Genomic DNA, 25,202 nt, shown 5'->3' with positions numbered 1-25,202 from the left:
ATTGCCCTTGGACCAATTACTGGCTCAATTTCAAACCACTTCAACCGGTCTGGACAGCGCGGTGGCCGCCCAGCGTATTGAGGAGCAACGCCAGCTAGGGCGCACGGAAAGCCGCTTTCAACGGGAGTTGAAACTGTTCATCCGGCAGTTTACCAATCCGCTGATCCTGCTGCTGGTTGTAGCCGTGGTGTTGTCGGCCATGTTGGGAGAAACCTCCGATACCCTGATCATTCTTTTTATCCTGCTGACCACCGGACTTTTAGGCTTTTGGCAGGAACGCAATGCCGGACGGGCCATTGAAAAATTGCGGTCCATGATCGCCCTGAAGCATACCGTTTTGCGTGATGGAAAAGAAGAGCAGGTGGTTACGCCGGAGGTGGTGCCGGGCGATGTGCTGGTGTTGGATGCGGGCGATATCATTCCGGCTGATTGCCGAATTCTGGAAAGCAATGAACTGCACGTGAACGAAAGCTCATTGACCGGCGAATCGTATCCGGTCGAGAAAATGGTTGGCACCGTCCCGGATACGGCACCACTCCACCAGAAAACGAATTGTCTGTGGCAGGGAACCAACGTCGTCAGTGGTCGTGCATACGCGCTGGTGGTGCAAACGGGCCGCCAAACCGTGTTCGGTCAGTTGACCCACAGCCTGGCCCAAACTCCGGAAACCGCTTTTGAGAAAGGCATCAAACACTTCGGTTACTTTCTCCTGCGCATTACGGTCCTGCTGTCGCTGGTGATTCTGATGGCCAACCTGTATTTTAAAAAGCCGGTTTTCGATTCGATCCTGTTTTCGCTGGCGCTCGCCATCGGCATGGCCCCCGAACTTCTGCCCGCCATCATGACGTTTGCCATGTCGGCGGGAGCCCGGCGCATGCTGAAGAAAAAAGTAATCGTTAAAAAGCTGTCCTCCATCTTCAATTTTGGGGAAGTGACCGTATTGTGTACGGATAAAACCGGGACCATTACCGAAGGCACGGCTACGGTCAAAGCGATGGTGAACTGGCAGGGCCAGGCCGACGAACGAATACCGGTATACGCTTTCCTGAATGCGACCTTTCAACAGGGCTTTTCGAATCCCATCGATCAGGCCATCGGTGCCCTAAACCTAACCGCCGAGGGCTACGAAAAGCGGGACGAAATCCCGTATGATTTCATTCGCAAACGGCTGAGCATCGCGGTTCAAAAAGGGGAACAGCGGTTTTTTATTACCAAAGGCGCCCTGAGCAACCTGCTGGCGGTCTGTAGTTCGGTGGAATCGCCGTCCGGGCAGACCGAACCCATTACCGTGGCGATCCGTCAAGCGATTGAAAGCCGGTTTGCGGCCTACTGTCAAAGCGGTTACCGGGTGTTGGGACTGGCTTACAAACCCATGACCGCTGATAAGATAACCCGCGACGATGAACAGCAAATGATTTTTCTGGGCTTCATCCTGCTGGAAGATCCGCTGAAGGAAAGTTCCCTGACCTCCATCGAACGACTTCGGCACCTGCACATCCAGGTGAAGATCATTACCGGCGATAATCGGTACGTCGCTTTGCATACGGCCCAGTTGATCGACATTGCTCAGCCGGTCATTCTGACGGGGGAAGAAATGGATCAGCTCAGTCCGGAAGCGCTTATCGTGCAAGTTCGGCAAACGGATGTGTTTGCCGAAATCGAACCGCATCAGAAAGAACGCATTATCATCGCATTGCAAAAATCGAATGCCACCGTGGCCTACATCGGCGACGGTATCAACGATGTGGCGGCTATTCATGCCGCTGATGTGGGCATATCGACCAGCAATGCCGTGGATGTGGCGCAGGAAGCCGCCGATTTTGTGTTGCTGGAAAAAGATTTGTCGGTGCTGGCCGATGGCATTGAAGAAGGACGCAAGTCGTTCGTAAATTCCATGAAGTATATTTTCATCACCACCGGTGCCACTTTCGGCAATATGTTCAGCGTGGCCGGTGCTTCCCTGCTGCTGCCTTTTCTGCCGATGCTCCCCAAGCAAATTCTGCTGACCAATCTGCTCACCGATCTGCCTTTTTTGACCATTGCATCGGATCAGGTGGATGGGGATCAACTGACCACTCCCCGGAAATGGGACCTGAAAATGATCCAAAATTTTATGATCGTTTTTGGCCTTCACAGTTCGCTGTTCGATTTCCTTACTTTCTATGTGTTCTATTATTATTTTCATCTTTCGGGCTCCGCCTTTCAAACCGGCTGGTTTCTGGAATCGGCCCTGACGGAAATCATCATTCTGTTCATCATCCGCACCCGGAAATCGTTTTTCCAAAGCAAGCCGGGCAACTGGCTGGTCATAACGGGACTGGTTTCGATTCTGATTACGGTGTATCTGCCGGTTTCGCCCCTGGCCCAGATGCTGGGTTTTTCAATCGCCCATTCGCAACAAGTACTGGCTCTGGGTGGTATTCTGGTGCTTTATACCATCACGGCCGACATCCTGAAAATTGCTTTTTTTAGAGTTAATAAAACCGCTAAAATGAATGGCAGGACAGCCCGATTGACAGGCGTAAAACGATAATCTCCATGAAAAATCTACTCCTGTTCTTTCTGACCGCTTATGCCATTTCCTGGTTGTGCTGGTCGCCCTACTTTCTTCCTTTTTTCCCTGTATTCTGGAAAACGTCCGCTTTTCTGCATTATGCGGGCTTGGTAGGCCCCCTGATCTCGGCGATTTTCTGGAGTAAGATAGAGGACCCGAAAGCCAGCTTACCAACTCTTTTAAGAAACTTGCTTGTGCCCCGCCGGCCCGTTTTTTACTGGCTGTTTTTGCCCTTTTTCCCCTTTCTGATTCTTTTTTTTGCCGTTTGGATAAACACCGAAGGCGCTCTTGAAATCGTTAACTGGAGCGGCCTCTGGCATTCCCGGGAGCTTTCCAGCCTTTTGCCTTACCAATATATTGCCCTAACCGTTTTCGTGGTTGGTTTTGGTGAAGAAACCGGTTGGCGCGGATTTGCCTTACCCCGCTTACAACAACGGTATTCTGCTCTCCTGTCGTCCCTGATTTTAACGGCAGGCTGGGCGATCTGGCACTGGCCGTTATTTTTTTATGTCCGATCCGGGTATTACACGATGGATATAGCCGGGATTGGCGGTTGGCTTATGAGTCTCTTAACAGGGTCGATTCTGTTCACCTGGCTTTTTAACAGTAGCCGGGGAAGTGTACTGGTTTGCGCTCTTTTTCATGCTTCAATGGATATTGCTTTCATGGCCGACTTAAATCGGCCCGGCGTGATGAATTCAGTGGGAATGCTGGTAACCCTATGGGGAATTGGTATCCTGGTAATTCTGAAACCCGCTAATTTATCCCGTCGGGAGCGGGTAAAAAGCCCTTCTTTCCGGATTGATTGATCCAGGTCAGCAGTCGTTCCACATCGTCGGGATGAAACAATTCGGTGCCGGGATTCATCGTGGCTGCCGTACCACAGGCCACGCCGAGCCGCAGCATATCTTCGTATGATTTGCCCTGCGATAGGGCGTATACCATCCCGCCGACCATGCTGTCACCAGCTCCCACCGTACTTTGCTTTTTAACCGTGGGAGCCGGAACCCGAAAACACGCATACTGATCGGTATTGCCGCTTCCGGCTACCAGCAGGGCTCCCGCCGGACCCAACGAAACGACCACCACTTCACACCAGCTCCGACGGATGACCGACCGGGCCGCTTCCTCCACTTCGTCCAGCTCCAGTTTGTCAACCCCCACCAGGGAGGCTAATTCGCCCAAATTAGGTTTAAGCAAAAACGCGCCTTCCTGAACGGCCATCCGCAAGGGTTCGCCGGAGGTATCAAGAATCAACCGAGCACCCTGGCGCTTGACGATTCGGGCGATTGCGGCACCGTAATCCACGGGAAGACCGGGGGGCATACTGCCGCTGAGGACGACATAATCAAGGGGAGCCGAAAAAGCCCGTAACGCGTCCAGAAAAAGTTCGCCCTCCGCAACCGACCAGGCAGGTCCCGGCAACCCAAAGCGAAATTGTTGTCGGGTTGCGGTTTCCAGCACGACAATACTCTGCCGCGTCCAACCCGCCATCGGGACGGTCTGAAAATCAATTTGTTGCCCGGCTACCAGGTTTTCCAGCAACGAACCGGTTGCTCCACCGGTTGGAAATACCGCCAGTGATTCTCCACCCAGCCGGTGAATGGCCCGGGAAACGTTGATACCCCCTCCGCCCGGATCGTAGCGGGCCGCTGCGCACCGCAGTTTCTGTTCCGGAACCAGGTGGTCAACCGTTGTGCTGATATCAACCGCGGGATTCAGAGTCAGGGTAATGATCATGGTGATTTTGTTACTGGTTGGGAATGTTGCACAAAAAAAATGAGCACTTGAATTGAGTTTTTGCCCCAATTAACTGCCCATTCCGTTACGGTAGTCGACGCTAAAATACCTTGTTCATACGCACGATCAAACCTTTTTTCGTACCCGGTCCAGTTACCGGGCCAAATAGCCCCCGTCAATGGGATAATACGAACCCGTCACGAACGAGGCTTTTTCCGACGAGAGCCAGATGACCAGCTCGGCCACTTCTTCGGCCCGGCCCAGCCGACCGATGGGATGAAGGCCAACCAGCATCGCTTTGACATCCTGCGGTAATACGCCTAACAGGGGGGTATCGATGTAAGCCGGTCCGACGGCATTGATGCGAATCCCTTTCGGCGCATATTCAATAGCCGCCGTCTGGGTCAACCCCACCACGCCGTGTTTGGCCGCCACATATCCCGGCGACATCGCCGTTCCGACCTGCCCCAGAATGGAAGCCATGTTGATGATTGACCCGGGGCGGTTTTGGTTCAGCATGGCTTCCAGTTCGTACTTCAGGCAATAAAAGACGCTGTTAAGATTGATGTTAATAATTTTCTGCCAGCCTTCCAGCGAATAATCGCCCGTAAGGTTCAACTCGCCCCCAATCCCGGCATTGTTACACGCCATGTCCAGGCCGCCAAATGCAGAGACGGTTTCCTCAATGAGTTGCTGACACTGCCTGGGGTCACCGACGTCGGCTTTGAAAAACCGGGCGATACCCCCTTCAGCCACCACTTGATCGGTGACGTGTTGACCTCTTTCTTCGTTCACATCGGAGAGCATGACACTGGCGCCGTGCTGACCATACAGCAACGCGATGGCTTCACCAATACCCGAAGCGGCTCCGGTCACCAGCGCCACTTTTCCTTGTAAGTCCTTTTCCATACGAATGTTAATCTTGGCTTTCAATAGGTTTAAGCCCGCATAATTAAAACGGGTACGTTGGCGTGGTTCAGGACATCTTCGGCTACACTCCCCTGAAGCAGATGCCGCAGTCCTTTATGGCCATGCGTGTAAAGAACGATCAGATCAGCCTTTACTTCATCCGCATAGTTCAATATTCCTTGCGGAATCGTTTGGTCGCGCCAGATTGTAAACTGGTAATGAGCAATCCCTTTTGCCAATGCAAATTCATCCATCCATTCCCGGATGCCGTCAGGTTGACGAGGGTCGGTGGGCGTCAGCACATAAACAAACTGCTGCAAACCCTGATCCGTCAACTGGAAAGGGTACGGATGACGTTCCTTTAGCTTATCGTCCACGTCGATTCCGCAAATAATGGACTGGGGTTGAAAGTGTTCGATCGGTTTTTTAACCACCAGCACGGCACAGTGGGCGTGCCGTACGATCAGCTCGGCGGTAGAACCTTCCAGCCATTCCATCAAACCGGACGTTCCTTTGGAAGCCAGGACGATCAGGTCGGCGGGCTGCTCGTTGATGGTTCGGACCAAACCGTCGATGCTACTGCCCAATTTTGTTTTAATGGAAACACCCGCGTACTTCGGATTAGCCGCCAGTTTCCGCAGGCTTTCTTCCGCTTCTTTTACGGTTTCCTTATAAAACTCCGCCGATAGCGCCGACACTTCCGGCGTGTAATCAACGGCTGGTTGAGGCATCAGCTGATAGAGCACGGTGTGTAAAAGAATAACGTCAGCCTGGTGCGTACGAGCCAGACCGACGGCTACATCAAGGGCATACGTCGTTATGGAGCTAAGATCCGTGGGAACCAGAATCGTTTTCATGGTGAACTAGGTTTTTCTTGATGCCCCAAAACAAGCGGGAAACCACGTCTTTCTATATGACTGATCCCATGAAACCGGTTGATTATTGTCAGTCGGGCGGCTTCGAAGTGGCGAAAACCTCCCGTGGGATGTTATGAGCTGATTCTGACCAATCAACCTGTGTCTATGTGATGAGTATCAGCGTATTAAATGATTGCCATCATGGTGTAACGAACCGTCGGCCCCTAGCTTGCCGTCCGATCTTAAACCAAACAGACATGAAAACGTGGGTCCTTCCGTTCAGTCAGATTAACAATGGAATGATTGCCCGGGTTGGGGGCAAAAATGCTTCGCTGGGCGAAATGTTTAACGGGTTGCGGTTTTACGGCGTCCGCATTCCGGACGGGTTTGCCTTAACCACCGATGCGTACGGTGAATTTCTTCAGTTTAATCAACTTCGCGCGCCTATTCAGAAACTGATTGATGAATTAGATACACAAACCTTTTCCAACCTGGCTTCCATCGGAAAGCAAATTCGGGAACTCATTCAAAAGGCAAGCTTTCCACCGCACCTAACGGAAGCGCTCCAGAAGTCATTCACCGATTTACAGCAGCATTATCCGGAGGCAATTCAGGTGGCGGTTCGCAGCAGTGCCACCGCCGAAGATCTGGTTAGCGCCAGTTTTGCCGGACAGCACGAATCGTTTCTCAACATCCAGACGGAAGATCAACTGGTAGAGGCTTGTCGGGCCTGTTATGCTTCGCTCTTCACGGACCGGGCGATCAAATACCGCCACGACAACGGATTCGATCATTTGAAAGTGGCTCTGTCGGTAGGGGTTCAGAAAATGGTACGCTCCGACCAGGCTTCGTCGGGGGTCTGTTTTACGGTGGACCCGGATACGGGACACGAAAATTTGATGCTGATTACGGGCAGCTGGGGACTGGGAGAAAACGTCGTTCTGGGCACGGTCAACCCCGACGAATTTTACGTTTTTAAACCCTCGATCGGCCAGCGGTCCAACGCCGTTGTCAGCCGAAAGGTTGGCGATAAATCCGTTACGATGATCTACGGAGACTCATTGGAAGAGGGGAAGCTAACCCGCAATACGGTTACTCCCCGGGAACGGCAGCAACAACTGATCCTGACCGATACGGAAGTGAACCTGTTGGCCAGTTGGGCTTTATTGATCGAAGAGCATTACCGAAAACCGATGGATATTGAATGGGCCAAGGACAGCCTCGATCAACAGCTCTACATTGTGCAGGCCCGGCCCATGACCAATCTGGGCGCATCGAAGCTGCAATTGACGGACTATCGGCTGCCCGTAGCCGGGAAAATTCTGACGCGGGGCCAGGGGATCGGCCAGCGAATCGTTAGCGGAACGGCCCGGGTGGTGGCTTCGCCCAAAGACGTTCCCGCATCCATTGGGGCATCGGATATTCTGGTCACGGACATCACCACGCCCGATTGGGACCCGATTCTCAAGAAAGTCTCCGCCATTGTGACCAACCGGGGCGGGCGAACCAGCCACGCAGCCATTGTGGCCCGGGAGGTGGGGGCCTTAGCCGTAGTCGGCACCAATAACGGCACACAAGTCATTCAAGATGGCGCCACCATTACGGTTTCCTGCCTGGACGCGCAGGAAGGATTCATTTATGAAGGAATCCTTCCGTTTACCAAAGCAGAAATCAATCTGACGGACCTGCCCAAACCCCGCACCAACTGCCAGCTCATTCTGGGAGATCCTTCGCAGGCTTTGCGGTTATCGCAATTGCCCAGCGACGGCGTGGGCCTGATGCGGCTGGAGTTTATTATCGCCAATGCCATTGGCATCCATCCCATGGCGTTGGCAAATTTCGAAGCGGTGAAAGATGAATCCGTTCGGGAGGAAATTAGCCAGCTCACGCATTTATACGCCAACAAGAAGGAGTATTTTGTGGATAAACTGGCTCAGTCGGTGGCGATGGTGGCGGCCAGTTTCTACCCGCGCCCGGTCATTGTCCGGATGAGTGATTTCAAAACCAACGAATACGCCAACCTGCTAGGCGGCCGCGATTTTGAGCCCGCTGAAGAGAATCCGATGCTAGGCTGGCGCGGAGCCAGTCGCTACTACGACCCTAAGTATATCGACGGTTTCCGGCTGGAATGCGAGGCCATGCGCCGGGTACGCAATCAGATGGGTTTTACCAACGTCAAACTGATGATTCCGTTTTGCCGGACTGTCGAAGAAGGGAAGCGGGTGCTGGCGGTTATGGAAAACTTTGGTCTGACCCGGCACGAAAATGGGCTGGAAGTGTATGTCATGGCTGAAATACCCAGTAACATTCTCCAGGCGGAGGCCTTTGCCGAGCTGTTCGACGGTTTTTCCATCGGTTCCAACGATTTGACCCAACTGGCGTTGGGCGTAGATCGGGATTCATCGATGGTGCAGGGGCTTTTTGACGAAAACAACCCGACGGTCCGGGAATTGATTAAAATGTTGCTCCGGCAGGCTCATCGGGTTGGCCGACCCGTGGGCATTTGCGGACAGGGGCCCAGTGACAACCCGGCTTTTGCCCGGTTCCTGACGCAGGAAGGCATCAGCAGCATTTCGCTCACCCCGGATGCGTTCCTGCGCGGCCTGAAGACGATCGACGAAGCTGAAACCGCTCTGCTTCTTGACGCTCTCTAAAGAGAGCAGTCCCCGGCAAGCACTTGCCGGGGACTCTGTAAATGAAATCAAGCTTATTGAAGGATATAAACCTTTTTATTCCGATGAAAACACTATTCCGAAAAGTCATCTCTTTTGCATTACTCGTACTAGTCTCCGGTTTGCCCTGGTCGTGTACTATTCAGGATCATCAACCGGCCCAACTGGTAACCTGCTCCTGTCAACTTTTCGACAATTCGGGGCCGACCGGATTTTATGACACCCGATCCATGAATTGCCCGGGTGGAAAGTATACCTGTAAATGCGGAGATATTTCCTTTCGGGGAGCCATTGTGGAGTTTTCCTGCAATTGAGGACAGGTCCGGATTTCAGTGATTTTGTCGGGACCACCCCGGTAACTGAATGCCAGGGAAGAGTTGGTTAATTCTTCGGCCGACTTCCCGAATGGACTAAATAATCACCTGTTGAAGCCTCCCCAGCACACTCGTTTTAACCGGATCAGCCCGGTTGCACACTACCCAACACCGGCATCAAATCCGGAACCACTGGCCCCGGCCCACTCTACAGACCCTGGAAAAGACTGGCCATAAGGAGCAGAAAGTGGTTGGCTACTCTACACCTTTCGTTCACACTTCACCCGAGAGGATTTTTTTTCGGTGTAACTCACCCCAGTTACGCAGTGATTCAATGACTCCGCCAAGGGTTTGACTATGCGGTGTTAAAATGTACGTGACTTTGACGGGATAGGTATCGTACACCTTTCGTTTTACTAAGCCGTTTACCTCCATATCTCGTAACTCTTTGGACAGCATTCGGTCAGTAATCCCATGGACTTCTCTGGAAATTTCGCCAAACCGCTTTTCCCCGAAGGTTAGGGCCACAATAATAGGTAGCTTCCATTTCCCATTCAATACGTCCAACGCATCTCGGATAGGCCGCAATGTACTGATGCACTCCTGGTGCTTTAGATCGGTAGTTTCCATTTATAGAAAGGTCATGCTTGCCTGGATAACAGCTTTGTAATACTCACTATACCCGAGTATAGGGCTATACTATAGTATAGTACTTACAAAAGTATAGTATAAAGCGTAAATTTGCATCATCAATGATAAGCAAAATTTTCCGGCGTATTAACAAAGCAGGAGCATGAATCTTCATAGAAAACTCGTCAAAATAGATACTCCTCCTACTCAACAGGGGTTTTTGGGGCCTGGTCATTTGGCCAGACCGGTTATTCAGGTCGATTTCACCGAAAGTGATCCGTTTATTGTGTTGATGGATGACCGACTCAACAAGCAAGAGGAACTGCCCGTGGGTGGTCCGCATCCGCATGCCGGATTTGAAACCGTATCCCTGCTCTTGGAAGGCAGCATGGGCGACGGGGCTCACCGCATGAAGGGTGGTGATCTACAGCTCATGACGGCGGGTAGTGGGATCATCCATACCGAAACCATCGAAGGGAAAGCGTCGATGCGCCTGTTGCAATTATGGCTGAATTTACCCAAAAAAGATCGGTGGGCTAAGCCTCGCGTACAGGATTTACCTCTGGAAAGGGTACCAACCATCACCTATAACGGAACAACTATAAAGGTCTACAGCGGTTCCCTGGCGGGTATAACGTCACCCATTCGGAATTATACACCCCTTATTCTTGCGGATATCCACTTGCAGCCCGGCACGACTACCGTGCAGCACATTCCGGCATCCTTTACCACTTTCCTGTACGTCCTGGAGGGAAGTCTGCAGCTGGGTGACGAAGCCACAGAGATTCATCGGGATCAAGTGGGTTGGCTGGATAGACACGCCGAGGAGACCCTGAGCGAACTCAAGCTCACAAGCGGTGAAACCGGAGCCCGGGTCATTCTCTACGCCGGCGAACCGCAAGGGGATGCCATCGTGTCGCATGGTCCCTTCATTGGCGATACACAAGAGGACATTCGACGGCTCTACCAGGAATACCGACAGGGCAAATTACACCACATCACAACCGTTGAGGCTTCGCAACGGATTCTGTGGTAAGGCCCGCCCCGGTTTCTTCATTGAAAATGGCTCGGCTTGCTGCAGGGCCTTCACCTGTTCTTAGTAATCAAAAATCAATACTTTTTAATCATATGTCAACTACAAGATGGGTCCTTGACCCCACGCACAGCGAATTAGGGTTCAAGATCAAACATTTAATGATCAGTAATATCTCGGGTTCTTTCCAACAGTTTCAGGTAGAGGTTAAAACCCAGGATGACGACTTTAGCACCGCTCAAATACGGGTTACTGCCGAGATTGCTTCGATTCATACCAACAATGAGCAACGCGACCACCACCTGCGTAACTCCGATTTTTTCGAAGCCGAAACCTATCCCCAATTAAGCTTCCAATCGACCAAAGTTGAGAAGCTATCCGATGATACCTTCACCGTCTATGGGGATTTAACGATGAAAGGCCTTACCAAACCGGTCAAATTAACGGTTGAGTACAGTGGCGTGACGAAAGACCCCTGGGGTGGCGTTCGGGCGGGCTTTACCGTTAGCGGAAAAATTAACCGCAGCGATTGGGGTATTACCTTCAATGGCGTACTGGAAACAGGCGGTTTAGCCCTAAGTGAAGAAGTAAAGGTTAACAGTGAAATTCAACTGGTCAAACAGCTTGAGACGGTAGTCGCCTAACCGTAGGTAGAGTAGTAAGTAGTAAGCAGCCTTTGAAAAACCCGTGCCACAAGCTGGTAGGGGCTTCAGAGGCTGCTTATTCGTTTTGGGCCAATAAGTCCGTTTACAGACATACAAGGGTATCTATTAAAATAAGCATGATCCAACCTTCATTCGAGACAAAAACGAGCCTTTAATGGGTCATACCACTGTCTCAATGAAATACACCGCTAGAACCAGTCCAGGATTCGTACCAAACGGCATACCGTATAATCACATGTTTCTGGAAGCGCTATTAGTGGCTAATTTATTGCTCCTTTATTCAGCAAAGCATGAACCTGTTTGGGTAATTATCTGAGTAAATGGTTGAATTTTAGTACTTTGTACTGAAATCCAGAAAGTACCTAATGGTCTTGGTGATCGAACTCCATCTGAACCTTACTCTAGTAGGTTTTCTCATCCAGATGATTGTTGTCAATGGTAAGGAGTTTGAATGATTCGGGAAGCCAGTTTCAGAATAGCGGCTAACTCTTTCTTACAATCAACTTCCGGAGGTAAAAGCGGTTGACCGCCTTATGACCCGTTCGCTCCTTAAATGGTATGTTTTTTGATCTATTCAGGAATTTTCCAGGAAGGAAAGCTCTACGCTTGGTAAGACATGCTTGTTAATGGGTATCAAATGATAAATCGAACAGGGTATGAAGATTGCTGTCGTGGATGACGATCCCGTTTTTCAGTTTTTGACCTGCAAACTGATTGAAAAAATAGTGGTCGGTCATGAACTTTTTAGCTTCAATGATGGGCAGGATGCGCTGGATTTTATCCAGACAAATCGAACTCATCTCCATGTACTGCCGGAATTAATTCTGCTTGATATTAATATGCCCATCTTGAATGGCTGGCAGTTTTTAGACCACTTTAAACTGCTGGGGGCCACTGGGTATCAGCCCATTATTTATATGGTTAGTTCATCTATGGACCAAGCCGACGTGTTAAAGTCCCAGACGTATATGGAACTGAAAGGGTATCTGACTAAACCGCTATCCAGGCAGCAATTGACCGAACTGCTGAATGACAATGATGTCCAAAAGACAGATCCGTTGTAAAATAGAAAAAGTTGGGTAGATCATACAACACTCGTCGGGATTGCGGACTTCGATCGCACCAGCACCTTGAAAGGCCGTTAAATTATGTTGAGCTTAACTGAGATTGCCTTACTTTATAATTCGATCCCTACGCCGTGTGTTATCCTGAGGCCGGACAAACCGGGCTACACGATCGCAGCGGTAAATCGTGCGTTTTTATCGGCCATTGATACCCTTCCTTCCGCTTTAGTCGGCCGACCTTTCTTTGACGCATTCCCCATCAACGAGGATGATGATGGTAGCAGGACGCTAACTATTCACCGGGCGTTCGAACAAGTTTTGCATGATAAAACCCCTTGCCTGATCCGGAATCACCGGTATGATGTACCGGCTGCTAAAAGCAATGGGTATGGGCGTTACTGGAATATAGAAACGTATCCTTTACTGGATGAAGAAGGAACCATCCACTATATCGTCCAAAGCTCAACAGACGTAACCGCCTTGTTTGAGACCGAAAAGAAACTGGAAGAAAACGCCGTTAAAATTGCGCTGGAGCTCAATCAACGCAAACAGATTGAACATGAACTTCAGCGAAGTAACGAGCGGTATTATTATGTAAATAAAGCAACGGACGATGCAATCTATGATTGGGATATCGACGTCGACCACATCCATTGGGGGGAAGCGTTCTTTCGCTTGTTCGGATACACCGCCGAAGATAGGTTCACTATTGAGAAATGGGCCGCGATGGTACATCCTGAGGAAATTTCGGCCTTAAAGAGTAGTTTGAAAAAGACGTTGGCTAACCCTCTAACGACTAATTGGACAGCCGGTTACCGGTTTAAAAGGGCGGACGGTATCTATGCCTATGTAGAAGAAAACGGGTATATTATCCGGGATGAACAGGGCCGGGCTACGCGAATGATCGGCGTTCTTCGCGATGTTTCCGTGCGAAAAATAGCTGAAGCGGAGCTCGGGTCACTTAAAGATACGTACAGTGATCTGTTCCAACTGAGTCCTCTGCCCATGTGGGTTTATGATCTGAACTCTTTGAGGTTCCTGGACGTGAATGAGTCCGCCATGGCGCATTACGGATATACCAAAAAGGAATTTATAGGCATGTCCATCCTTGATATCCGGCCGAGGGAAGATTCGGAGCTTTTAGTCAATACCATCCGGAATGAGGTCAGACCCCGGTTGGTTCACACATCTGAAGTACGCCATCTGAAGAAGTCAGGTGAAGTTATCCAGGTCCACATCAGGGGGAACTCCATCCGGTTTGGAGAAAAAAAGGCCAGAATTGTAGTGGCAACTGATGTAACCGAGTTAAAAAAGTCCGAACAGGCACTCATTGAAAGTGAACGACGTTTCAAAACGCTGATACAGGAAGGGTCGGATCTTATTGCGATCATTGAGATGGATGGTTATTGTAAATACGTAGGCCCTAACATAGAGCGTCTGCTGGGAATTGCACTGGAAGAGTTTATCGGGTATAATGCATTCAACTACATTCATAAAGCTGACAGAGGTTTTGTTATTCAACAATTCAAATTGTTGAATAACAAAAAACAGCTAGCTGTTGCTCCCTTCAGGTATGTTGATAAACAGGGGAGAATACACTGGGTCGAGACGGTTATCACCGACATGAGGGATGATGAGGCAATCAGTGGTATCGTTTGCAACTCCCGGATCGTCACCGATCGAGTAGAAAACGAATTAAAAATCAAAGAACATCTGGACCGGTTTAACGCCGTATCGAAGGCAACCAGCGATTCGATCTGGGACCTGGACATGGTATCAAACCGAGTTTTGTGGAATCATGGAATAAAAGCGGTATTCGGCTATAAGGAGGTTGAGCATGATTACCAATGGTGGCATGATCGTGTTCATCCGGAAGATATAAAAAGGGTCGAACAGACGGTTGCTCATAATGTGAGTTATAAAATTCCCCGATGGACCAGTGAGTATCGCTTCCGGTGTGCAGACGATACGTACAAATATGTGCTGGACAGAGGCTTTCTGATTTTTAATGAACGTACCGGCCAGCCTGTGAAAATGATCGGGGCCATGCAGGATATCACGGAAAAGGTGGCTTATACGAAGGCTATTGAAGCGCATAACGTGCGGCTGAGGGAAATCGCCTGGACCCAGGCTCATCTGGTACGGGCTCCTCTCGCAGGAATATTAGGATTGATACCGTTGCTGAACGATCCGGAAAATGATGAAAATACCAGGCAAACCGCTCTGTCCTATCTACTTAAGTCGGCCATGGATCTTGACGAAATCATTAAAGAAGTAATTAACAAGAGCCATGAGGCCCTCAATGAGCGTGTTCAATAAACTTGAACTTGCTCCAGTTTTAGCCCTGAGCAATTAAAGAAACTTCAGAAAAACAAAACCCGGCTTACAGAGCCGGGTTGTCAATATCTTTCTCTATCCAAATCTGCCTTGCTGCAGCTTACCTCGACCGGTGTTATTTCCAGGAGTCTTTTTTGATCAGTCCCTCTCACAATTATCCTCGACGGTTTGTTGCCAGAACAAAAGGAAGTTCTAACGGGAATAGAAATTAGCCAGCTCTCGCTCAAATAATTCAATAGGCAATTTCTGTTCAGCCAGCCGGTATCACCTGAAAGCATCATGAATCTTTCCATTGATCCGCTTTATAATCCTGGTGGGCCTTTTGATCATCTCTATCCTTGGATGCTGGCAGCAACTCACGGGTTTCCTTATCGAATAAATGGGCCAGCCAGTAAAGCCCGGTTGGTAACGTAGTTTTCTTCCGATTGATCAGGATCTGGAAAAAGAGGGCGGCAGTTCCATCATTTTTTACCCGATCGGCAATGGTCAGTTTGCTGGAATAGGACTTGAAATTTTGAAACCGTGTTGAAACGTAAGGGTAAAAACGGGCTAGTTACGATGATTTTGAAACCATTTTGAAACAGAAAAACCGCCAAATCAGTGAAATTTGGCGGTTTTTACAACTTTTCGTGAACCCGAAGGTACTCGCATGATACTAGGTTTTGACAATTGGAGACTTCTTAAACCGCTATTGAGACAGGAAGCCCGGAAAACCATTAAAATTCAACCTTACTCCGGGTTTCAACTAGTCTATTAAAGCCGCTGGGCGTGTCAGGTAGTGTCTCAAATTTGACCCCAAGCCTTATTCAATTCCGGCTGGGGTCAAGTCCTTTCTGAACCAACTGCTCGGAAGCCAGCCGTCGGGCTTCTCGGCCTCCAGCTTCGCACGTTTCAACAGTGCCTGCACCTGCTTCATGCCGGATTGAATTGCGATGCCGTTGAGATTAGCTACCAATTCAAAAACAGGATGCGGCTGCTTCTTCCCGATACCAAGAAACATAAACCGTTCAAGGTTGGTAAGGTGAAGATAAAATGCTGCCTGGCGCCAGTAACCGTATTTTTCAAATGTAGCATAGAAGCTTTCTGACTTCATACAGGAAGTAGTTTTAATGTCAACCACGGCCTCGTCTGTAAGGCAGTCAACTTTCCCCTTTATTAGTAGTCCAGTGATCGGGCAAGTGCTGCTCAACTCTACTTCACACGGATATTTAATAAAGACCTGGTCAATGTAAGGCGTAAGCTGCTTTTCCATCCGATACAGTCTTTCCCATTCATCGACGTTATGCCATTCGTCGACTACTGGCTTATCCGGCTCCAGTGCCATTTGATGCAAGGTACTGCCAAACCTCAGGATCTTCGGATCGGTGATATGGTACGGCATACCGTAATAACGCGCATGCCAGTATGTCGCCCAGGGTAATTCCCCTTTCATTAATCGGTCAAGTTCATTCAGATCGGAAACCGAATAGGCTCGGGTCGTTCGGTAATCGTGTTCAGTCATTTGATGAGATTTTTAATGGATCGAAAAAGAATGATAGTGTAGCCGATGATCAGGCCGATATCGTTGCCGATCGTGTTGCGCCGGTGCGATCGCCAGCACGGTTCATGTTTCATAAGGCAGAGAAAAGCCCGGCCACTTTGTCAGCAGCCGGGCGGGTGGTAGATTAATTACTCGGCACCGTCGCGCGGTTCGTCAGTGTAGCCAAAGGCTGGTAACTGGTGCATTTCCGGAGCATCGGAGATTGATACCATGACCGACTTGAGATGATCGGGCAGGAAGTACGAATCGCTGGTTTCAACGTAAACGGCGTTCTTCGTCAGCGTATCGAGCCGGAAAACCGGGAAGTCATTGCAATAGGCTCGGTAGATCGCCACCAGTTCGCGATCGGCTTCTTCAGCTTCGAACTTTGCAGCAAAGTATTTACCGGACGGCCCGGACTTCTCTTCCTGGGTAATCGTCAGCGTTACGTCGAGCAGCGTCTTATCGTCGTAGAAAAGCGGATCGGCCACCTTTTTAATTTGCCCGACGCTGGTGTTGTTGAACATCACCGACGAAACGCAATTCTTCGCATCGATGAAGAACACCTCGAACCATTCATCGACTCGGTTCAGGCCGTCTTTATCCTTCCGGCCAAACAAATGATCGTGGAAATGCCGGAACGCGATCGGCGTAATGGTCAGCTTTTTACCGATGTCGGTTTCGCCGTCGAGGTTGAACTTACCCGACCGGCCATCGAACCGGTATTGTTTTGGCGTACCGGGCTTGTACTTGAACTTGTTCTTTACTTCACCGTCTTCGGTAAGAAATTCGTAAGGCTTGAGACTAGATTGTACTTCGGACATGGTTATAGAAAATTAAAAGTGAAAATTCAGAATAGAGAAAGTTGGGGCGTGAGGAATTGATTTAATTGACTTTCAAGCTTCTTGATCATTCTTCGGTAGGGAGCCGGGTTTTCGTTATTCCGGGTGACTTCACGCCGAAGCCGTTCAAGTAATTGATTGGCTTCGGCAACAACGGCTTCGACTCGGGTGGCATACCCTTCTCCTCTAAGATTGGCAGAGCCACCACCTCCGCCAGATCCGCACCAGACGTGACTACCTGCGCACCAACGTCCATCGGGCCGCTGGGCAACTTCGATACAGTAATAGTCTCGACTTTTGTCTTTCCAGTCGAAAGCCGTCTCGGGATTGAGACAGACACCATGTTTATTGAAAATAAAGTCCATGAAAAGAAGAGCTTAGGCTGGCGCGCAGGCAGCGACTGCACTTTCGAGATGGGCGGTTTCAATCACCTGCGCTAAAGCAATGATTTCGGCAGATGTCCAGGAATTGTGGCCCCACATGGCTTCGTAAGCTTCCTTAGCCTGCTCCAGAGCTTCACAGCCTTTCCGGGCTCCCCACGTCAAGGATGATCGTGATGGACGTTTTACCTGCAGTTTCACCTCCGTTTGGTCATTTGCCAAAGAAGTAATTTCATAGAAGTACAGTCCGTCATCGGCGTAAGCCACATTATACTTTACTTCACCAGCCGTTACGATGACCTCAAATTCTGTTTCATCAAGGCTACCGTTTAGCATGCGCGAAAGGCTCCCCTCACGCCACGATTCCTGAATTGAGATGAACTCTTTCAGTTGATCTCTTTCGTTTTTCAAGGCAGCGTCGATAGCGTCAAATTCCAACTGTTTCTTTTCGGCCATCTCAATTTCATCGAGGGTAGTAAATACATTCCGAGGCCGACTCATAGCAGACCGCTCCTGATCAATTGCGGTAATTCGGAGTTCAGCCTCTACGTATTTTTTTGCAAGAGGTAACGCCTTTTCAACCCGTTCTTTAATAGTTGACATATTTATGGAAGGATGTGGCCCGACCGAAGCCGGGCCGGTGAGCTATTTTGTAATGAGGTGATTAAGATGAAGCAGGTAGTGGATGTGGCTGAACGAATCCTCGACAGGCAGTATTTCGCCAGAGGTGTATACTACCCGAGCCTTTACGCCTTCCGGTTTGTTTTCCGGCAAAATCTCCTGAACGTGGGTTAGGTTGATCATTCGTTCCTCCTTCCCAATGTTTAGCTTAATGAATTTCATCAGTGCAGATCGTTTAAGGGTTAGGAGAAGATTAACCGATCAGCCCGGAACGACCGCCAGCCGTCGCAGAGAATATCGAAATAGGTAATGGTGATACCAATCGAGCCAGCGACGTCGCCCGACTTGGGCCGGTGCTCGGTCGGTATCACTGCAATGTTCCGCGTGGCCAGCGCTTCCCGGATCGTGCCGTCGGCCTTTTTAAATTTGATCCACATACCCTTTTCATCTGTCTTCGCCAGTTTCGCCCGGAGCTTAATGGTTTCCCATGCCCGGCGCACAGCATCTGACAGGCTCGATCCGGCTTTACGCAGGAGAGCGGCTAGTTTCATTACTTGACTTTTCATAGTGGAAATCATGTTTGTTTGTTATGTAAAGTTAATACTTTATAAACAACTTACAAATAGTATTATAAAAATTATAAACTTCCTTTACATATATTTGTGCAAATTCAACTTTTTACAATAATACGTGAAGCGAGCCAAGATCTCCGATTTGATACCTGATGACCGGAACGCTAACGTCGGCACCGAGTACGGCGGTCATCTTTTACAGAAGTCATTGCAGAAGTTGGGTGCGGGTCGTTCTATCCTCCTGGACAAAAACAATCGGGTCATTGCCGGAAATAAAACGCTGGAAACCGCAGCGGCTCTCGGTCTTGAAAATGTTCAGATCGTGGAATCCGATGGTAAGACCATTATCGCCGTCAAGCGGACTGATCTGGATCTGGACAGCAAGCGGGGCCGGGAAATGGCACTGGCCGATAATAAAGTTAGCCAGGTTAATCTTTCTTTTGACGCCGACGTCGTAGACGATATCGCGGCTGACTTCGACGTCGATCTGAACGAATGGGGTTTCGATTCCATTGAGCCGGAAGAAAAGAAAATCAGCCTGCCGAGTGGAGAAAAGGAGTTCAAGCAAATGACCTTCATCCTGACCGACGATCAGGCAAAGCGGGTCGAGTCGGCGATCAAGCTGGTGAAAAAGACCAACGACTTTGACGGTACCGGCAACGAGAACAGCAACGGCAACGCCCTGGCGTTTATCGTCGATCAATACCTCGCTAAACTCAATGGCTGACATCGACGTAAAAAAGATCTGGGTGAAGGCCATCGACAGCAAAAGCGCAAACGCCTTCGTTCGTCGGCACCACTATTCTGGGAAGGTTGTCAATAATTCCCAGCTGCATTTTGGTTGCTTCTACGACAACCGGCTGCATGGTGTCTTATCCTTTGGGCCGAGTATGGACAAATCGAAGTTGATCGGGTTGGTTTCCGGTACCGGTTGGAATGAGTTCGTCGAACTGAACCGGATGGCTTTCGACAACTTCTTACCTCGCAACTCCGAAAGCCGTTGCATCGCCGTTTGTCTGCGGTTGATCCGGAGGGAATGCCCGCACATCAAATGGGTAATCAGCTTCGCCGATGGTACCCAGTGCGGAGACGGCACAATCTACCGGGCCTCCGGTTTCGTTCTCACCGGCATTAGTAAGAACTCATCTATTCTTGAATTTCCGGAGGGTGAACGCGTGGCCATCACGACGCTAACCGCCAACGGAAACGAGCCGGCTGCTCAGAAACTTCGGGAAAAGTATAAGATCGTTTACGACGGATCGGCCAGTTTAAAGTCTTATTTCAACGTAGGAGCTAAGTTTTTGGAAGGCTTTCAATTAAGGTATATCTATTTGATTGATAGGTCTAGCAAGCTCACAGTGCCAGTACTTCCCTTCACCGCCATCGACGACGTCGGGGCCGGGATGTACAAAGGGGAATCGGTGCCGGTACGTGACCGGAAGGAATAGCCACTTTTAAAACAATTATATGTTCAGTTTCTCACAAGCACTTGATTTCCTGAAAGATGGCAAATGTGTAGCCCGATCCGGCTGGAATGGTAAGGGTATGTTTATTTTTCAGCGACCCGGAGACATTCTCGCCAAAGACTTCATTCCGAGGGTGAAGTCTTTGCCGGAAGACGTAAAAGAGTTTCTGGTAAGTCAAAACCGGGATATTCAATTCCTGCCCTATCTATGTATGTGGTCTGCAACTGGTGAAGTTGTCAACGGCTGGCTGGCCTCTCAAACTGATATGCTGGCTGAAGATTGGCAAGTAGTAGAATAATTACCACCCGCGATAGTAGCACAACGGCAGTGCGCCGGGCTTCCAGTCCGGAGATGGCGTTCGAGTCGACCCTATCGCTCTAACTTTAAAAATGATGAGAGAACCAAAATTGAGTCCCGAAGATCAGGCCGCGCGCGACCGGATCAAGGCAGGCCACGCGGGAAAGCACAAGCCGCTGTCACTGGTCACAAACAAACGGCGAGTGCCGTTTTCCGAACGGATGCGTCGGGCCAGCAATCCGCACCTGAAAACAGGTGAATAACAGGTTTCATTATGCCCTTCCCGAACGACGATACCAAGTTCCAGCCCGGACAATCCGGCAACCCTGGCGGTCGCCCGGTCGGTCACATCACTACTTTCCTGAAAGAGTTCGGTAACGCCAGCGACATCGAGTTTACGATTATCAAAACCGATGTAGAGGGCACCGTTAAGAAGTCGTCCTCGAAGCTCTCCACGGGCGACCGCCAAACGATTAACCAGGCTATTGCAGCCCGGCTCTTGCAACTGGCCCTGAACGGTGATTTGAAGGCGATCAAGGAAGTTTTGAACCGCACCGAAGGCCGCGTACCGCAACCGATCAACCTCGGCGGCCAGAAAGATAATCCGCTCCTTACTGCTGAATCTGGCAAGACCTGGGTAGTGAAGGATAATTCTGGCGGCTTACCGATCCCCGATCCCGACGACGATTAATGTTCAGTTGTAACCCTGTCTTTGCGCCGGTACTGGAGATCGGCCCGGAAATCCGGTACATTGACCTCTGGGGAGGCCGGGGCCGGGGCGGGTCGCACTTTGCCACTGAAATGGCCCTGGCGCTTCTGGGGCAAGCGGCCTACTTCCGGGGTTACTTCATGCGCGCCACCTACAAGGATATTCGGGAATCACTCTGGCAGGACTTCCGCGACCGCTTCGACGACCAGGTAGAAAAGGGCCTGATCGATGAGCAGGATTATTACATTAGCGATGCCACCATGACGGCGATCCACCGCCCGACCGGGAATATGCTCAAGCCGAAGGGGTTCAGGAAATCCGACAAAGGCCGCACCGCTAAACTCAAATCACTAGCCGGGGCTACCCATGTGTTTATTGAAGAGTGCGAGGAGGTCGAGGAACTGGAATTTATGCAGTTGGATGACTCCTTACGTACTACCAAGTCGCCGATTCGGATCTTCCGGATCTTCAACCCGCCGAAGAAAAACCACTGGATAATGAAGGGGTGGTACAATCTGACGGAATCGAAGCAGAAGGGGTATTATGTTGCCAAACCGAAACAGTTGCCCGGCTTCCTGTCGATCTTCAGTACCTATCATTACAACAGTACCAACCTGAACCCGACCACGATTCAAAACTTCGAGGGCTATAGGGTTAAGCAGCCAGAGTACTACTGGACGACCGTTCGGGGTCTGATCAGTGAAGGTGCCAAAGGTCGGGTTTATTCAGGCTGGAAACCGATCACGGCGAAGGAATGGGACGAGATCGACGCAACTCCGTATGGCGGCTTGGATTTCGGTTACTCAAACGATCCGGTTGCTGCGGTGGGTATCAAGCGGAAAGGAAACAATCGCTACATCAAGCCACTGATTTACGAAACGGAGCTCGACGATGAAGCGCTGGCGAAACGCTTGAAGGAGTTGGGTTGCGGATCCTGGGAGTTCTTCTGTGATAGCGACGAACCGAAGTCCATCGATCAACTGAAAAAGTACGGCATCAACGCCAAAGGTGCTGCCAAGGGCAAAGGCTCCCGGAATGTGGGCATCAAAAACCTGAAAGCCTGCGTGGTGCATTATGTCGAAACCGACGAGGATTTTGCTTTTGAATATCAGGAGTACCGCTGGGCACTGGATGCCGACAAGAACCCGACCGATTCGGTTGTCGAAAAACATGACCACTACATGGATGCAACCCGGTACGGCGAGGCCGGGCGTGACGGCAAGATCGTCGGAAAGGGTAAAGTAAAATCGATCAAGTATAGTAAACCGGCACTGACTTAATGTACCATATCAAAGCACACACGCTGCGGTTTCAATTGCCATCAGCCTGGCACGAAGTAACGCTGGCGCAGGCCCTCCGTATCCTGACCGAAGAGTTAACCGACCGGGAAATTATTTGCCTGCTATCTGGTCTCGACGAGTCGGCCTTTCGTGAACTCCCCATTCCGGATCTGGTCGAGCAATTGATACCTTCGCTTCGGTTCCTGACCGATATTCCGGAGTTCGATTTACTGCCTATACCAAAAACCGTTACTCTGCCCGATGGCCGGATTATCGATGTTCCGGGCGATGTGGATTTATTGACTACTGGCCAGCGTTGGGACCTGACCGATGAACTGGTTAACCTTGAAACCGAAGAGAAGCCGGTGAACTTCATTACCGGAGCATTGCCATTGCTGGGGGTGTGCCTGGCTTCGGCCATTACCAGAAAACGTTACAAAGATATTAGCCAGGCTGAGGGCCTGTATCCACTCCTCAATGACCTGCCGTCTACCGTGGCCCTTTCACTGGCCGCTTTTTTTTTGCGGATCTGGACCGCTCCACCCAGTACTGGCAAGATAAGATTCAGACAAGTAACGACGCCGACGCCGAAACCGCTCAGACGCTTACCGAGGATCTGGAATCGTACTTTACGTTTTATGCGGCTGAGAGCCTGAGGGACATATTTGGCATCCCGCTCATGGAGGTCCGCTACCTGATCTATGCGAATGCGCAGTTTGCATTAGCGGCTCAGGCAAAGAAACATATCTATCTTTCCCATCTCCAACGCTTCCAAGCCCGGTCCCTGAATCCGCAGTAGCCTAATTTTCGAGTATGCTTGAATTACTCGAAACGATTGCTGCTTCTCTCGGTCTACCATTTTGTTACGGTGCGGTTTCTGACCTCAACATCCAAGCTGACAAACTGGCTTCAAAAACCGATAAGCTCCTCTTTCACGAAGGCTATCTATCCGGCACCCTGAGCAAGGACGCCCAGGGTGCCTATTCCCCAAACTACGACCTCCGACTCTGGATCATGATGCGGTCTGATCTGGCCGATTTGCCGCTAACGCACAAGGCTCGGCTCATGGTAATGAAACAGGTCATGTACCAAATCCTGAACCGACTGGAGGAGACGGAAGGGATTGAAGCCGTCACCGCTTTGCGGTTTGAGGAAGGCGTGAAAATGAAGGCAACGGATAACCCGCTTGATGGGATTCGGCTCTATGGTTCGGTCAAAGTTGACGAGGATACTTTATGCTTATAGGGATCGACAAGGGACTGGAGCAACTCGGCGAAACGCTGATCGGCAACATTCAGGCCAGCCAGAAACGGCGTGGCATGTATGCGTCAGGCCGATCCGCTCGGAGCCTGCGGCAACTGGTCCAGCGCAGCGGCTCGATTGCCAGCCTTCAGGTTCACGGCTCGGGACTCTGGCGCTTTCAGGCCAAAGGTCGGGGACCAACCCAGCCCGGCACGGCTCACGGAAGTCCAACGCTGGTCGAAGCCTTGCGCCAGTGGGCGAAAGATAAAGGCATATCGATCAACGAATACGCCCTTGCTAAGAAGATCCATCGGGAAGGGATAAAGGTCCCTAATCCCCACAACGACGGTCGCGTTTTAAGCGATCCCTTGGAACCCGGAAAGGTGACTGGTCTTCTAAAAACGACTGTCCGGCCCATTCTTATCCAGTCCATCCGTCAACAATTATTCAATAACTAATGCCACTGACTAACCTCATACTTTTTAGCGTATTAGTCGTTCGACCCAACGGACAGGCGTTTGAAGGTGCCCGGATTCGTGTGCTCGATCCCGCCAATGCGGACATTACCCAGAGCTTCTTAGGCCAGTCTACGGCTGTAACCGATAGCTTCGGAAAGCTTGTGCGGTTAAAGGCTCCCAACGCCGTACCGGCTGGCACCTATACCATTGAAGCGACGGCACCGGGCTTCCAACGGACTACCGTTCAAACGCTCGGGACATTCACCGGTACCGGCATCTTTGTGTTACATCCGGAGCAAATCACGGATCTGTCGGGCTACACGATTGAAACACCTTCAGCGGATTACCTCTCCCCGCTAGCACCGGTTCGCGTGGTGGTCACGGCTCCGGAACCGGACGCCACCCAGTGGCAACTGATTCAAACCACCATCTCCCAGGGCGGGCGCGAAGTAATTGCCGAAAGCCCGGTCGATCCGGTGACCGGCGAGGCCATTATTCCCGTGCGCAACCGGGTGCAACTGCTTCCCCGACCTAATCTGGTACCCGACAACCAGGCGATGATCATCGACCCGGATTTCTCCGATACAGTCACGCTGAATTTTTCGGCCATCACCGACGACGGTACCTATCCGACGGATCTGGAACCGGTTGAATTGTCCTTCGCCAACATCTACCCGCCTGGGCCGGTCAATGATTTGTCGGACTATACCAATAAAAACACGCTGGCTAAATGGATCACGCCCTTTCAGGAGGTAACGGTTTTCCGGGGCTATTACGCCGACGTAATGATCTGGCTGCCGGTAGAGGTGGCCGGGCTGGAAATGTGGCGGATGGATTTCGATCGGCAAAACTATTGGGTCAACGTCTACAACCCACCCGTTCCGGACGGTCTTTTCTCATCGGGCCGGGTCGTCCGCGTCAGGCTGCGAACGCCTGACATTGATGGCGTCGCCTATTCCAAACTCCGGTTCTTCAATTCTGCCGGAGACGTTTCCGAAACGCTTCTAATCCGCTACCAATAAATTTTCCGATCCACACCAT

General features: G+C 50.5%; 28 protein-coding genes and 1 tRNA gene. 19 read left to right on the top strand and 10 right to left on the bottom strand.

The genetic code is table 11. The features are described from left to right. The first annotated feature begins 7 nt into the window (after positions 1-7). Both mgtA and EHT87_RS14455 read left to right on the top strand, forming a co-directional pair. On the top strand, positions 8-2,533 hold the full coding sequence (gene mgtA / locus EHT87_RS14460; RefSeq protein WP_221622022.1) for a magnesium-translocating P-type ATPase: 2,526 nt from the start codon (positions 8-10) through the stop codon (positions 2,531-2,533). Between the two features lie 5 nt (positions 2,534-2,538). Continuing rightward, positions 2,539-3,363, top strand: coding sequence for a CPBP family intramembrane glutamic endopeptidase (locus EHT87_RS14455; RefSeq protein WP_124907370.1), 825 nt, complete (start codon positions 2,539-2,541; stop codon positions 3,361-3,363). Here EHT87_RS14455 and EHT87_RS14450 read toward each other — a convergent pair. The 3 genes from EHT87_RS14450 to EHT87_RS14440 all read right to left on the bottom strand — a co-directional run bounded on the left by EHT87_RS14450 (position 3,311) and on the right by EHT87_RS14440 (position 6,060). Beyond that, complete coding sequence (locus EHT87_RS14450; protein WP_124907369.1) at positions 3,311-4,294, bottom strand: 1-phosphofructokinase family hexose kinase; 984 nt, start codon at positions 4,292-4,294, stop codon at positions 3,311-3,313. The two genes, EHT87_RS14455 and EHT87_RS14450, sit on opposite strands and share 53 nt — an antisense overlap. Before the next feature lie 153 nt (positions 4,295-4,447). Continuing rightward, positions 4,448-5,203, bottom strand: coding sequence for an SDR family NAD(P)-dependent oxidoreductase (locus EHT87_RS14445; protein ID WP_124907368.1), 756 nt, complete (start codon positions 5,201-5,203; stop codon positions 4,448-4,450). Positions 5,204-5,232: 29 nt separating this feature from the next. Beyond that, positions 5,233-6,060 (bottom strand): universal stress protein, encoded by an 828-nt coding sequence (locus tag EHT87_RS14440; protein WP_124907367.1) that lies wholly within the window; start codon positions 6,058-6,060, stop codon positions 5,233-5,235. 257 nt (positions 6,061-6,317) lie between these two features. Here EHT87_RS14440 and ppsA point away from each other — a divergent pair, with 257 nt between their 5' ends. Both ppsA and EHT87_RS14430 read left to right on the top strand, forming a co-directional pair. Beyond that, positions 6,318-8,714 (top strand): phosphoenolpyruvate synthase, encoded by a 2,397-nt coding sequence (ppsA, locus tag EHT87_RS14435; RefSeq protein ID WP_124907366.1) that lies wholly within the window; start codon positions 6,318-6,320, stop codon positions 8,712-8,714. An 83-nt stretch (positions 8,715-8,797) separates the two neighbouring features. Continuing rightward, positions 8,798-9,046 (top strand): hypothetical protein, encoded by a 249-nt coding sequence (locus EHT87_RS14430; protein WP_124907365.1) that lies wholly within the window; start codon positions 8,798-8,800, stop codon positions 9,044-9,046. Between the two features lie 273 nt (positions 9,047-9,319). On the opposite strand, the gene EHT87_RS14425 is transcribed toward EHT87_RS14430, so the two are convergent. Further along, positions 9,320-9,676, bottom strand: a complete 357-nt coding sequence (locus EHT87_RS14425; protein ID WP_124907364.1) for a winged helix-turn-helix transcriptional regulator — start codon at positions 9,674-9,676, stop codon at positions 9,320-9,322. Between the two features lie 163 nt (positions 9,677-9,839). Between EHT87_RS14425 and EHT87_RS14420 the strand changes: the two genes are divergently transcribed. The 4 genes from EHT87_RS14420 to EHT87_RS14405 all read left to right on the top strand — a co-directional run bounded on the left by EHT87_RS14420 (position 9,840) and on the right by EHT87_RS14405 (position 14,757). Continuing rightward, a complete protein-coding gene (locus tag EHT87_RS14420) occupies positions 9,840-10,712 on the top strand; it encodes a pirin family protein (RefSeq protein ID WP_124907363.1) in 873 nt (290 codons plus the stop codon). Positions 10,713-10,804: 92 nt separating this feature from the next. After that, a complete protein-coding gene (locus EHT87_RS14415) occupies positions 10,805-11,353 on the top strand; it encodes a YceI family protein (RefSeq protein WP_124908125.1) in 549 nt (182 codons plus the stop codon). 677 nt (positions 11,354-12,030) lie between these two features. Next, complete coding sequence (locus EHT87_RS14410) at positions 12,031-12,438, top strand: response regulator (protein ID WP_124907362.1); 408 nt, start codon at positions 12,031-12,033, stop codon at positions 12,436-12,438. An 84-nt stretch (positions 12,439-12,522) separates the two neighbouring features. Further along, positions 12,523-14,757 (top strand): PAS domain-containing protein, encoded by a 2,235-nt coding sequence (locus EHT87_RS14405; RefSeq protein ID WP_124907361.1) that lies wholly within the window; start codon positions 12,523-12,525, stop codon positions 14,755-14,757. Positions 14,758-15,577: 820 nt separating this feature from the next. On the opposite strand, the gene EHT87_RS14395 is transcribed toward EHT87_RS14405, so the two are convergent. From EHT87_RS14395 to EHT87_RS14370, 6 genes are all read right to left on the bottom strand, one after another. Next, positions 15,578-16,276, bottom strand: coding sequence for a PD-(D/E)XK nuclease-like domain-containing protein (locus EHT87_RS14395; protein ID WP_124907360.1), 699 nt, complete (start codon positions 16,274-16,276; stop codon positions 15,578-15,580). A gap of 167 nt (positions 16,277-16,443) precedes the next feature. Then, positions 16,444-17,118 (bottom strand): hypothetical protein, encoded by a 675-nt coding sequence (locus EHT87_RS14390; RefSeq protein ID WP_124907359.1) that lies wholly within the window; start codon positions 17,116-17,118, stop codon positions 16,444-16,446. Between the two features lie 26 nt (positions 17,119-17,144). Further along, on the bottom strand, positions 17,145-17,501 hold the full coding sequence (locus tag EHT87_RS14385) for a hypothetical protein (protein ID WP_124907358.1): 357 nt from the start codon (positions 17,499-17,501) through the stop codon (positions 17,145-17,147). A gap of 12 nt (positions 17,502-17,513) precedes the next feature. Then, the gene (locus EHT87_RS14380) at positions 17,514-18,119 is read right to left on the bottom strand and encodes a hypothetical protein (RefSeq protein WP_124907357.1); all 606 of its coding nucleotides are present in this window, start codon (positions 18,117-18,119) and stop codon (positions 17,514-17,516) included. A 42-nt stretch (positions 18,120-18,161) separates the two neighbouring features. Next, complete coding sequence (locus EHT87_RS14375; protein WP_124907356.1) at positions 18,162-18,359, bottom strand: hypothetical protein; 198 nt, start codon at positions 18,357-18,359, stop codon at positions 18,162-18,164. A 20-nt stretch (positions 18,360-18,379) separates the two neighbouring features. Continuing rightward, positions 18,380-18,703: an SH3 beta-barrel fold-containing protein gene (locus EHT87_RS14370; protein WP_185716225.1), complete on the bottom strand. Its 324-nt coding sequence runs from the start codon at positions 18,701-18,703 to the stop codon at positions 18,380-18,382. Positions 18,704-18,827: 124 nt separating this feature from the next. Here EHT87_RS14370 and EHT87_RS14365 point away from each other — a divergent pair, with 124 nt between their 5' ends. The 11 genes from EHT87_RS14365 (at position 18,828) to EHT87_RS14320 (ending at position 25,183) form a co-directional block, all read left to right on the top strand. Continuing rightward, entirely contained in the window at positions 18,828-19,436 is a 609-nt protein-coding gene (locus EHT87_RS14365; protein ID WP_124907354.1) for a ParB N-terminal domain-containing protein, read from the top strand. After that, positions 19,429-20,157: a Mom family adenine methylcarbamoylation protein gene (locus tag EHT87_RS14360; RefSeq protein WP_124907353.1), complete on the top strand. Its 729-nt coding sequence runs from the start codon at positions 19,429-19,431 to the stop codon at positions 20,155-20,157. Before EHT87_RS14365 ends, EHT87_RS14360 begins: the two co-directional genes overlap by 8 nt. 19 nt (positions 20,158-20,176) lie before the next feature. Next, complete coding sequence (locus EHT87_RS14355) at positions 20,177-20,473, top strand: DUF2829 domain-containing protein (RefSeq protein WP_124907352.1); 297 nt, start codon at positions 20,177-20,179, stop codon at positions 20,471-20,473. Positions 20,474-20,482: 9 nt separating this feature from the next. Beyond that, positions 20,483-20,552: transfer RNA gene (locus EHT87_RS14350), tRNA-Gly, on the top strand. A gap of 12 nt (positions 20,553-20,564) precedes the next feature. Beyond that, on the top strand, positions 20,565-20,735 hold the full coding sequence (locus EHT87_RS31280) for a hypothetical protein (protein ID WP_185716224.1): 171 nt from the start codon (positions 20,565-20,567) through the stop codon (positions 20,733-20,735). Between the two features lie 11 nt (positions 20,736-20,746). Beyond that, complete coding sequence (locus EHT87_RS14345) at positions 20,747-21,163, top strand: DUF5681 domain-containing protein (protein ID WP_124907351.1); 417 nt, start codon at positions 20,747-20,749, stop codon at positions 21,161-21,163. Further along, on the top strand, positions 21,163-22,461 hold the full coding sequence (locus EHT87_RS14340; protein ID WP_124907350.1) for a PBSX family phage terminase large subunit: 1,299 nt from the start codon (positions 21,163-21,165) through the stop codon (positions 22,459-22,461). The genes EHT87_RS14345 and EHT87_RS14340 overlap by 1 nt, the downstream gene beginning before the upstream one ends. Further along, positions 22,461-23,117: a hypothetical protein gene (locus EHT87_RS14335; protein ID WP_124907349.1), complete on the top strand. Its 657-nt coding sequence runs from the start codon at positions 22,461-22,463 to the stop codon at positions 23,115-23,117. The genes EHT87_RS14340 and EHT87_RS14335 overlap by 1 nt, the downstream gene beginning before the upstream one ends. 157 nt (positions 23,118-23,274) lie before the next feature. After that, a complete protein-coding gene (locus tag EHT87_RS14330; RefSeq protein ID WP_124907348.1) occupies positions 23,275-23,706 on the top strand; it encodes a hypothetical protein in 432 nt (143 codons plus the stop codon). Next, complete coding sequence (locus EHT87_RS14325; RefSeq protein ID WP_124907347.1) at positions 23,697-24,161, top strand: hypothetical protein; 465 nt, start codon at positions 23,697-23,699, stop codon at positions 24,159-24,161. The genes EHT87_RS14330 and EHT87_RS14325 overlap by 10 nt, the downstream gene beginning before the upstream one ends. Continuing rightward, positions 24,161-25,183, top strand: coding sequence for a carboxypeptidase-like regulatory domain-containing protein (locus EHT87_RS14320; protein WP_124907346.1), 1,023 nt, complete (start codon positions 24,161-24,163; stop codon positions 25,181-25,183). The genes EHT87_RS14325 and EHT87_RS14320 overlap by 1 nt, the downstream gene beginning before the upstream one ends. Positions 25,184-25,202 lie beyond the last annotated feature (19 nt).

It is taken from the genome of Larkinella knui (assembly GCF_003858645.1).
Taxonomy (GTDB): domain Bacteria; phylum Bacteroidota; class Bacteroidia; order Cytophagales; family Spirosomataceae; genus Larkinella; species Larkinella knui.
The sequence above is the reverse complement of the archived record's forward strand: the minus strand, read 5'-3'. Positions and strand labels throughout refer to the sequence as shown.

Coding starts and splice junctions, on each gene's coding strand:
- EHT87_RS14380 (WP_124907357.1), bottom strand. CDS start 18,119: ATGTCAACTATTAAAGAACGGGTTGAAAAGGCGTTACCTCTTGCAAAA.
- EHT87_RS14395 (WP_124907360.1), bottom strand. CDS start 16,276: ATGACTGAACACGATTACCGAACGACCCGAGCCTATTCGGTTTCCGAT.
- EHT87_RS14450 (WP_124907369.1), bottom strand. CDS start 4,294: ATGATCATTACCCTGACTCTGAATCCCGCGGTTGATATCAGCACAACG.
- EHT87_RS14430 (WP_124907365.1), top strand. CDS start 8,798: ATGAAAACACTATTCCGAAAAGTCATCTCTTTTGCATTACTCGTACTA.
- EHT87_RS14410 (WP_124907362.1), top strand. CDS start 12,031: ATGAAGATTGCTGTCGTGGATGACGATCCCGTTTTTCAGTTTTTGACC.
- EHT87_RS14370 (WP_185716225.1), bottom strand. CDS start 18,703: ATGAAAAGTCAAGTAATGAAACTAGCCGCTCTCCTGCGTAAAGCCGGA.
- EHT87_RS14445 (WP_124907368.1), bottom strand. CDS start 5,203: ATGGAAAAGGACTTACAAGGAAAAGTGGCGCTGGTGACCGGAGCCGCT.
- EHT87_RS31280 (WP_185716224.1), top strand. CDS start 20,565: ATGATGAGAGAACCAAAATTGAGTCCCGAAGATCAGGCCGCGCGCGAC.
- EHT87_RS14340 (WP_124907350.1), top strand. CDS start 21,163: ATGTTCAGTTGTAACCCTGTCTTTGCGCCGGTACTGGAGATCGGCCCG.
- EHT87_RS14415 (WP_124908125.1), top strand. CDS start 10,805: ATGTCAACTACAAGATGGGTCCTTGACCCCACGCACAGCGAATTAGGG.
- EHT87_RS14355 (WP_124907352.1), top strand. CDS start 20,177: ATGTTCAGTTTCTCACAAGCACTTGATTTCCTGAAAGATGGCAAATGT.
- EHT87_RS14425 (WP_124907364.1), bottom strand. CDS start 9,676: ATGGAAACTACCGATCTAAAGCACCAGGAGTGCATCAGTACATTGCGG.
- EHT87_RS14385 (WP_124907358.1), bottom strand. CDS start 17,501: ATGGACTTTATTTTCAATAAACATGGTGTCTGTCTCAATCCCGAGACG.
- EHT87_RS14335 (WP_124907349.1), top strand. CDS start 22,461: ATGTACCATATCAAAGCACACACGCTGCGGTTTCAATTGCCATCAGCC.
- EHT87_RS14440 (WP_124907367.1), bottom strand. CDS start 6,060: ATGAAAACGATTCTGGTTCCCACGGATCTTAGCTCCATAACGACGTAT.
- EHT87_RS14345 (WP_124907351.1), top strand. CDS start 20,747: ATGCCCTTCCCGAACGACGATACCAAGTTCCAGCCCGGACAATCCGGC.
- EHT87_RS14325 (WP_124907347.1), top strand. CDS start 23,697: ATGCTTATAGGGATCGACAAGGGACTGGAGCAACTCGGCGAAACGCTG.
- ppsA (WP_124907366.1), top strand. CDS start 6,318: ATGAAAACGTGGGTCCTTCCGTTCAGTCAGATTAACAATGGAATGATT.
- EHT87_RS14455 (WP_124907370.1), top strand. CDS start 2,539: ATGAAAAATCTACTCCTGTTCTTTCTGACCGCTTATGCCATTTCCTGG.
- EHT87_RS14330 (WP_124907348.1), top strand. CDS start 23,275: ATGCTTGAATTACTCGAAACGATTGCTGCTTCTCTCGGTCTACCATTT.
- EHT87_RS14405 (WP_124907361.1), top strand. CDS start 12,523: ATGTTGAGCTTAACTGAGATTGCCTTACTTTATAATTCGATCCCTACG.
- EHT87_RS14420 (WP_124907363.1), top strand. CDS start 9,840: ATGAATCTTCATAGAAAACTCGTCAAAATAGATACTCCTCCTACTCAA.
- EHT87_RS14320 (WP_124907346.1), top strand. CDS start 24,161: ATGCCACTGACTAACCTCATACTTTTTAGCGTATTAGTCGTTCGACCC.
- EHT87_RS14360 (WP_124907353.1), top strand. CDS start 19,429: ATGGCTGACATCGACGTAAAAAAGATCTGGGTGAAGGCCATCGACAGC.
- EHT87_RS14390 (WP_124907359.1), bottom strand. CDS start 17,118: ATGTCCGAAGTACAATCTAGTCTCAAGCCTTACGAATTTCTTACCGAA.
- EHT87_RS14375 (WP_124907356.1), bottom strand. CDS start 18,359: ATGAAATTCATTAAGCTAAACATTGGGAAGGAGGAACGAATGATCAAC.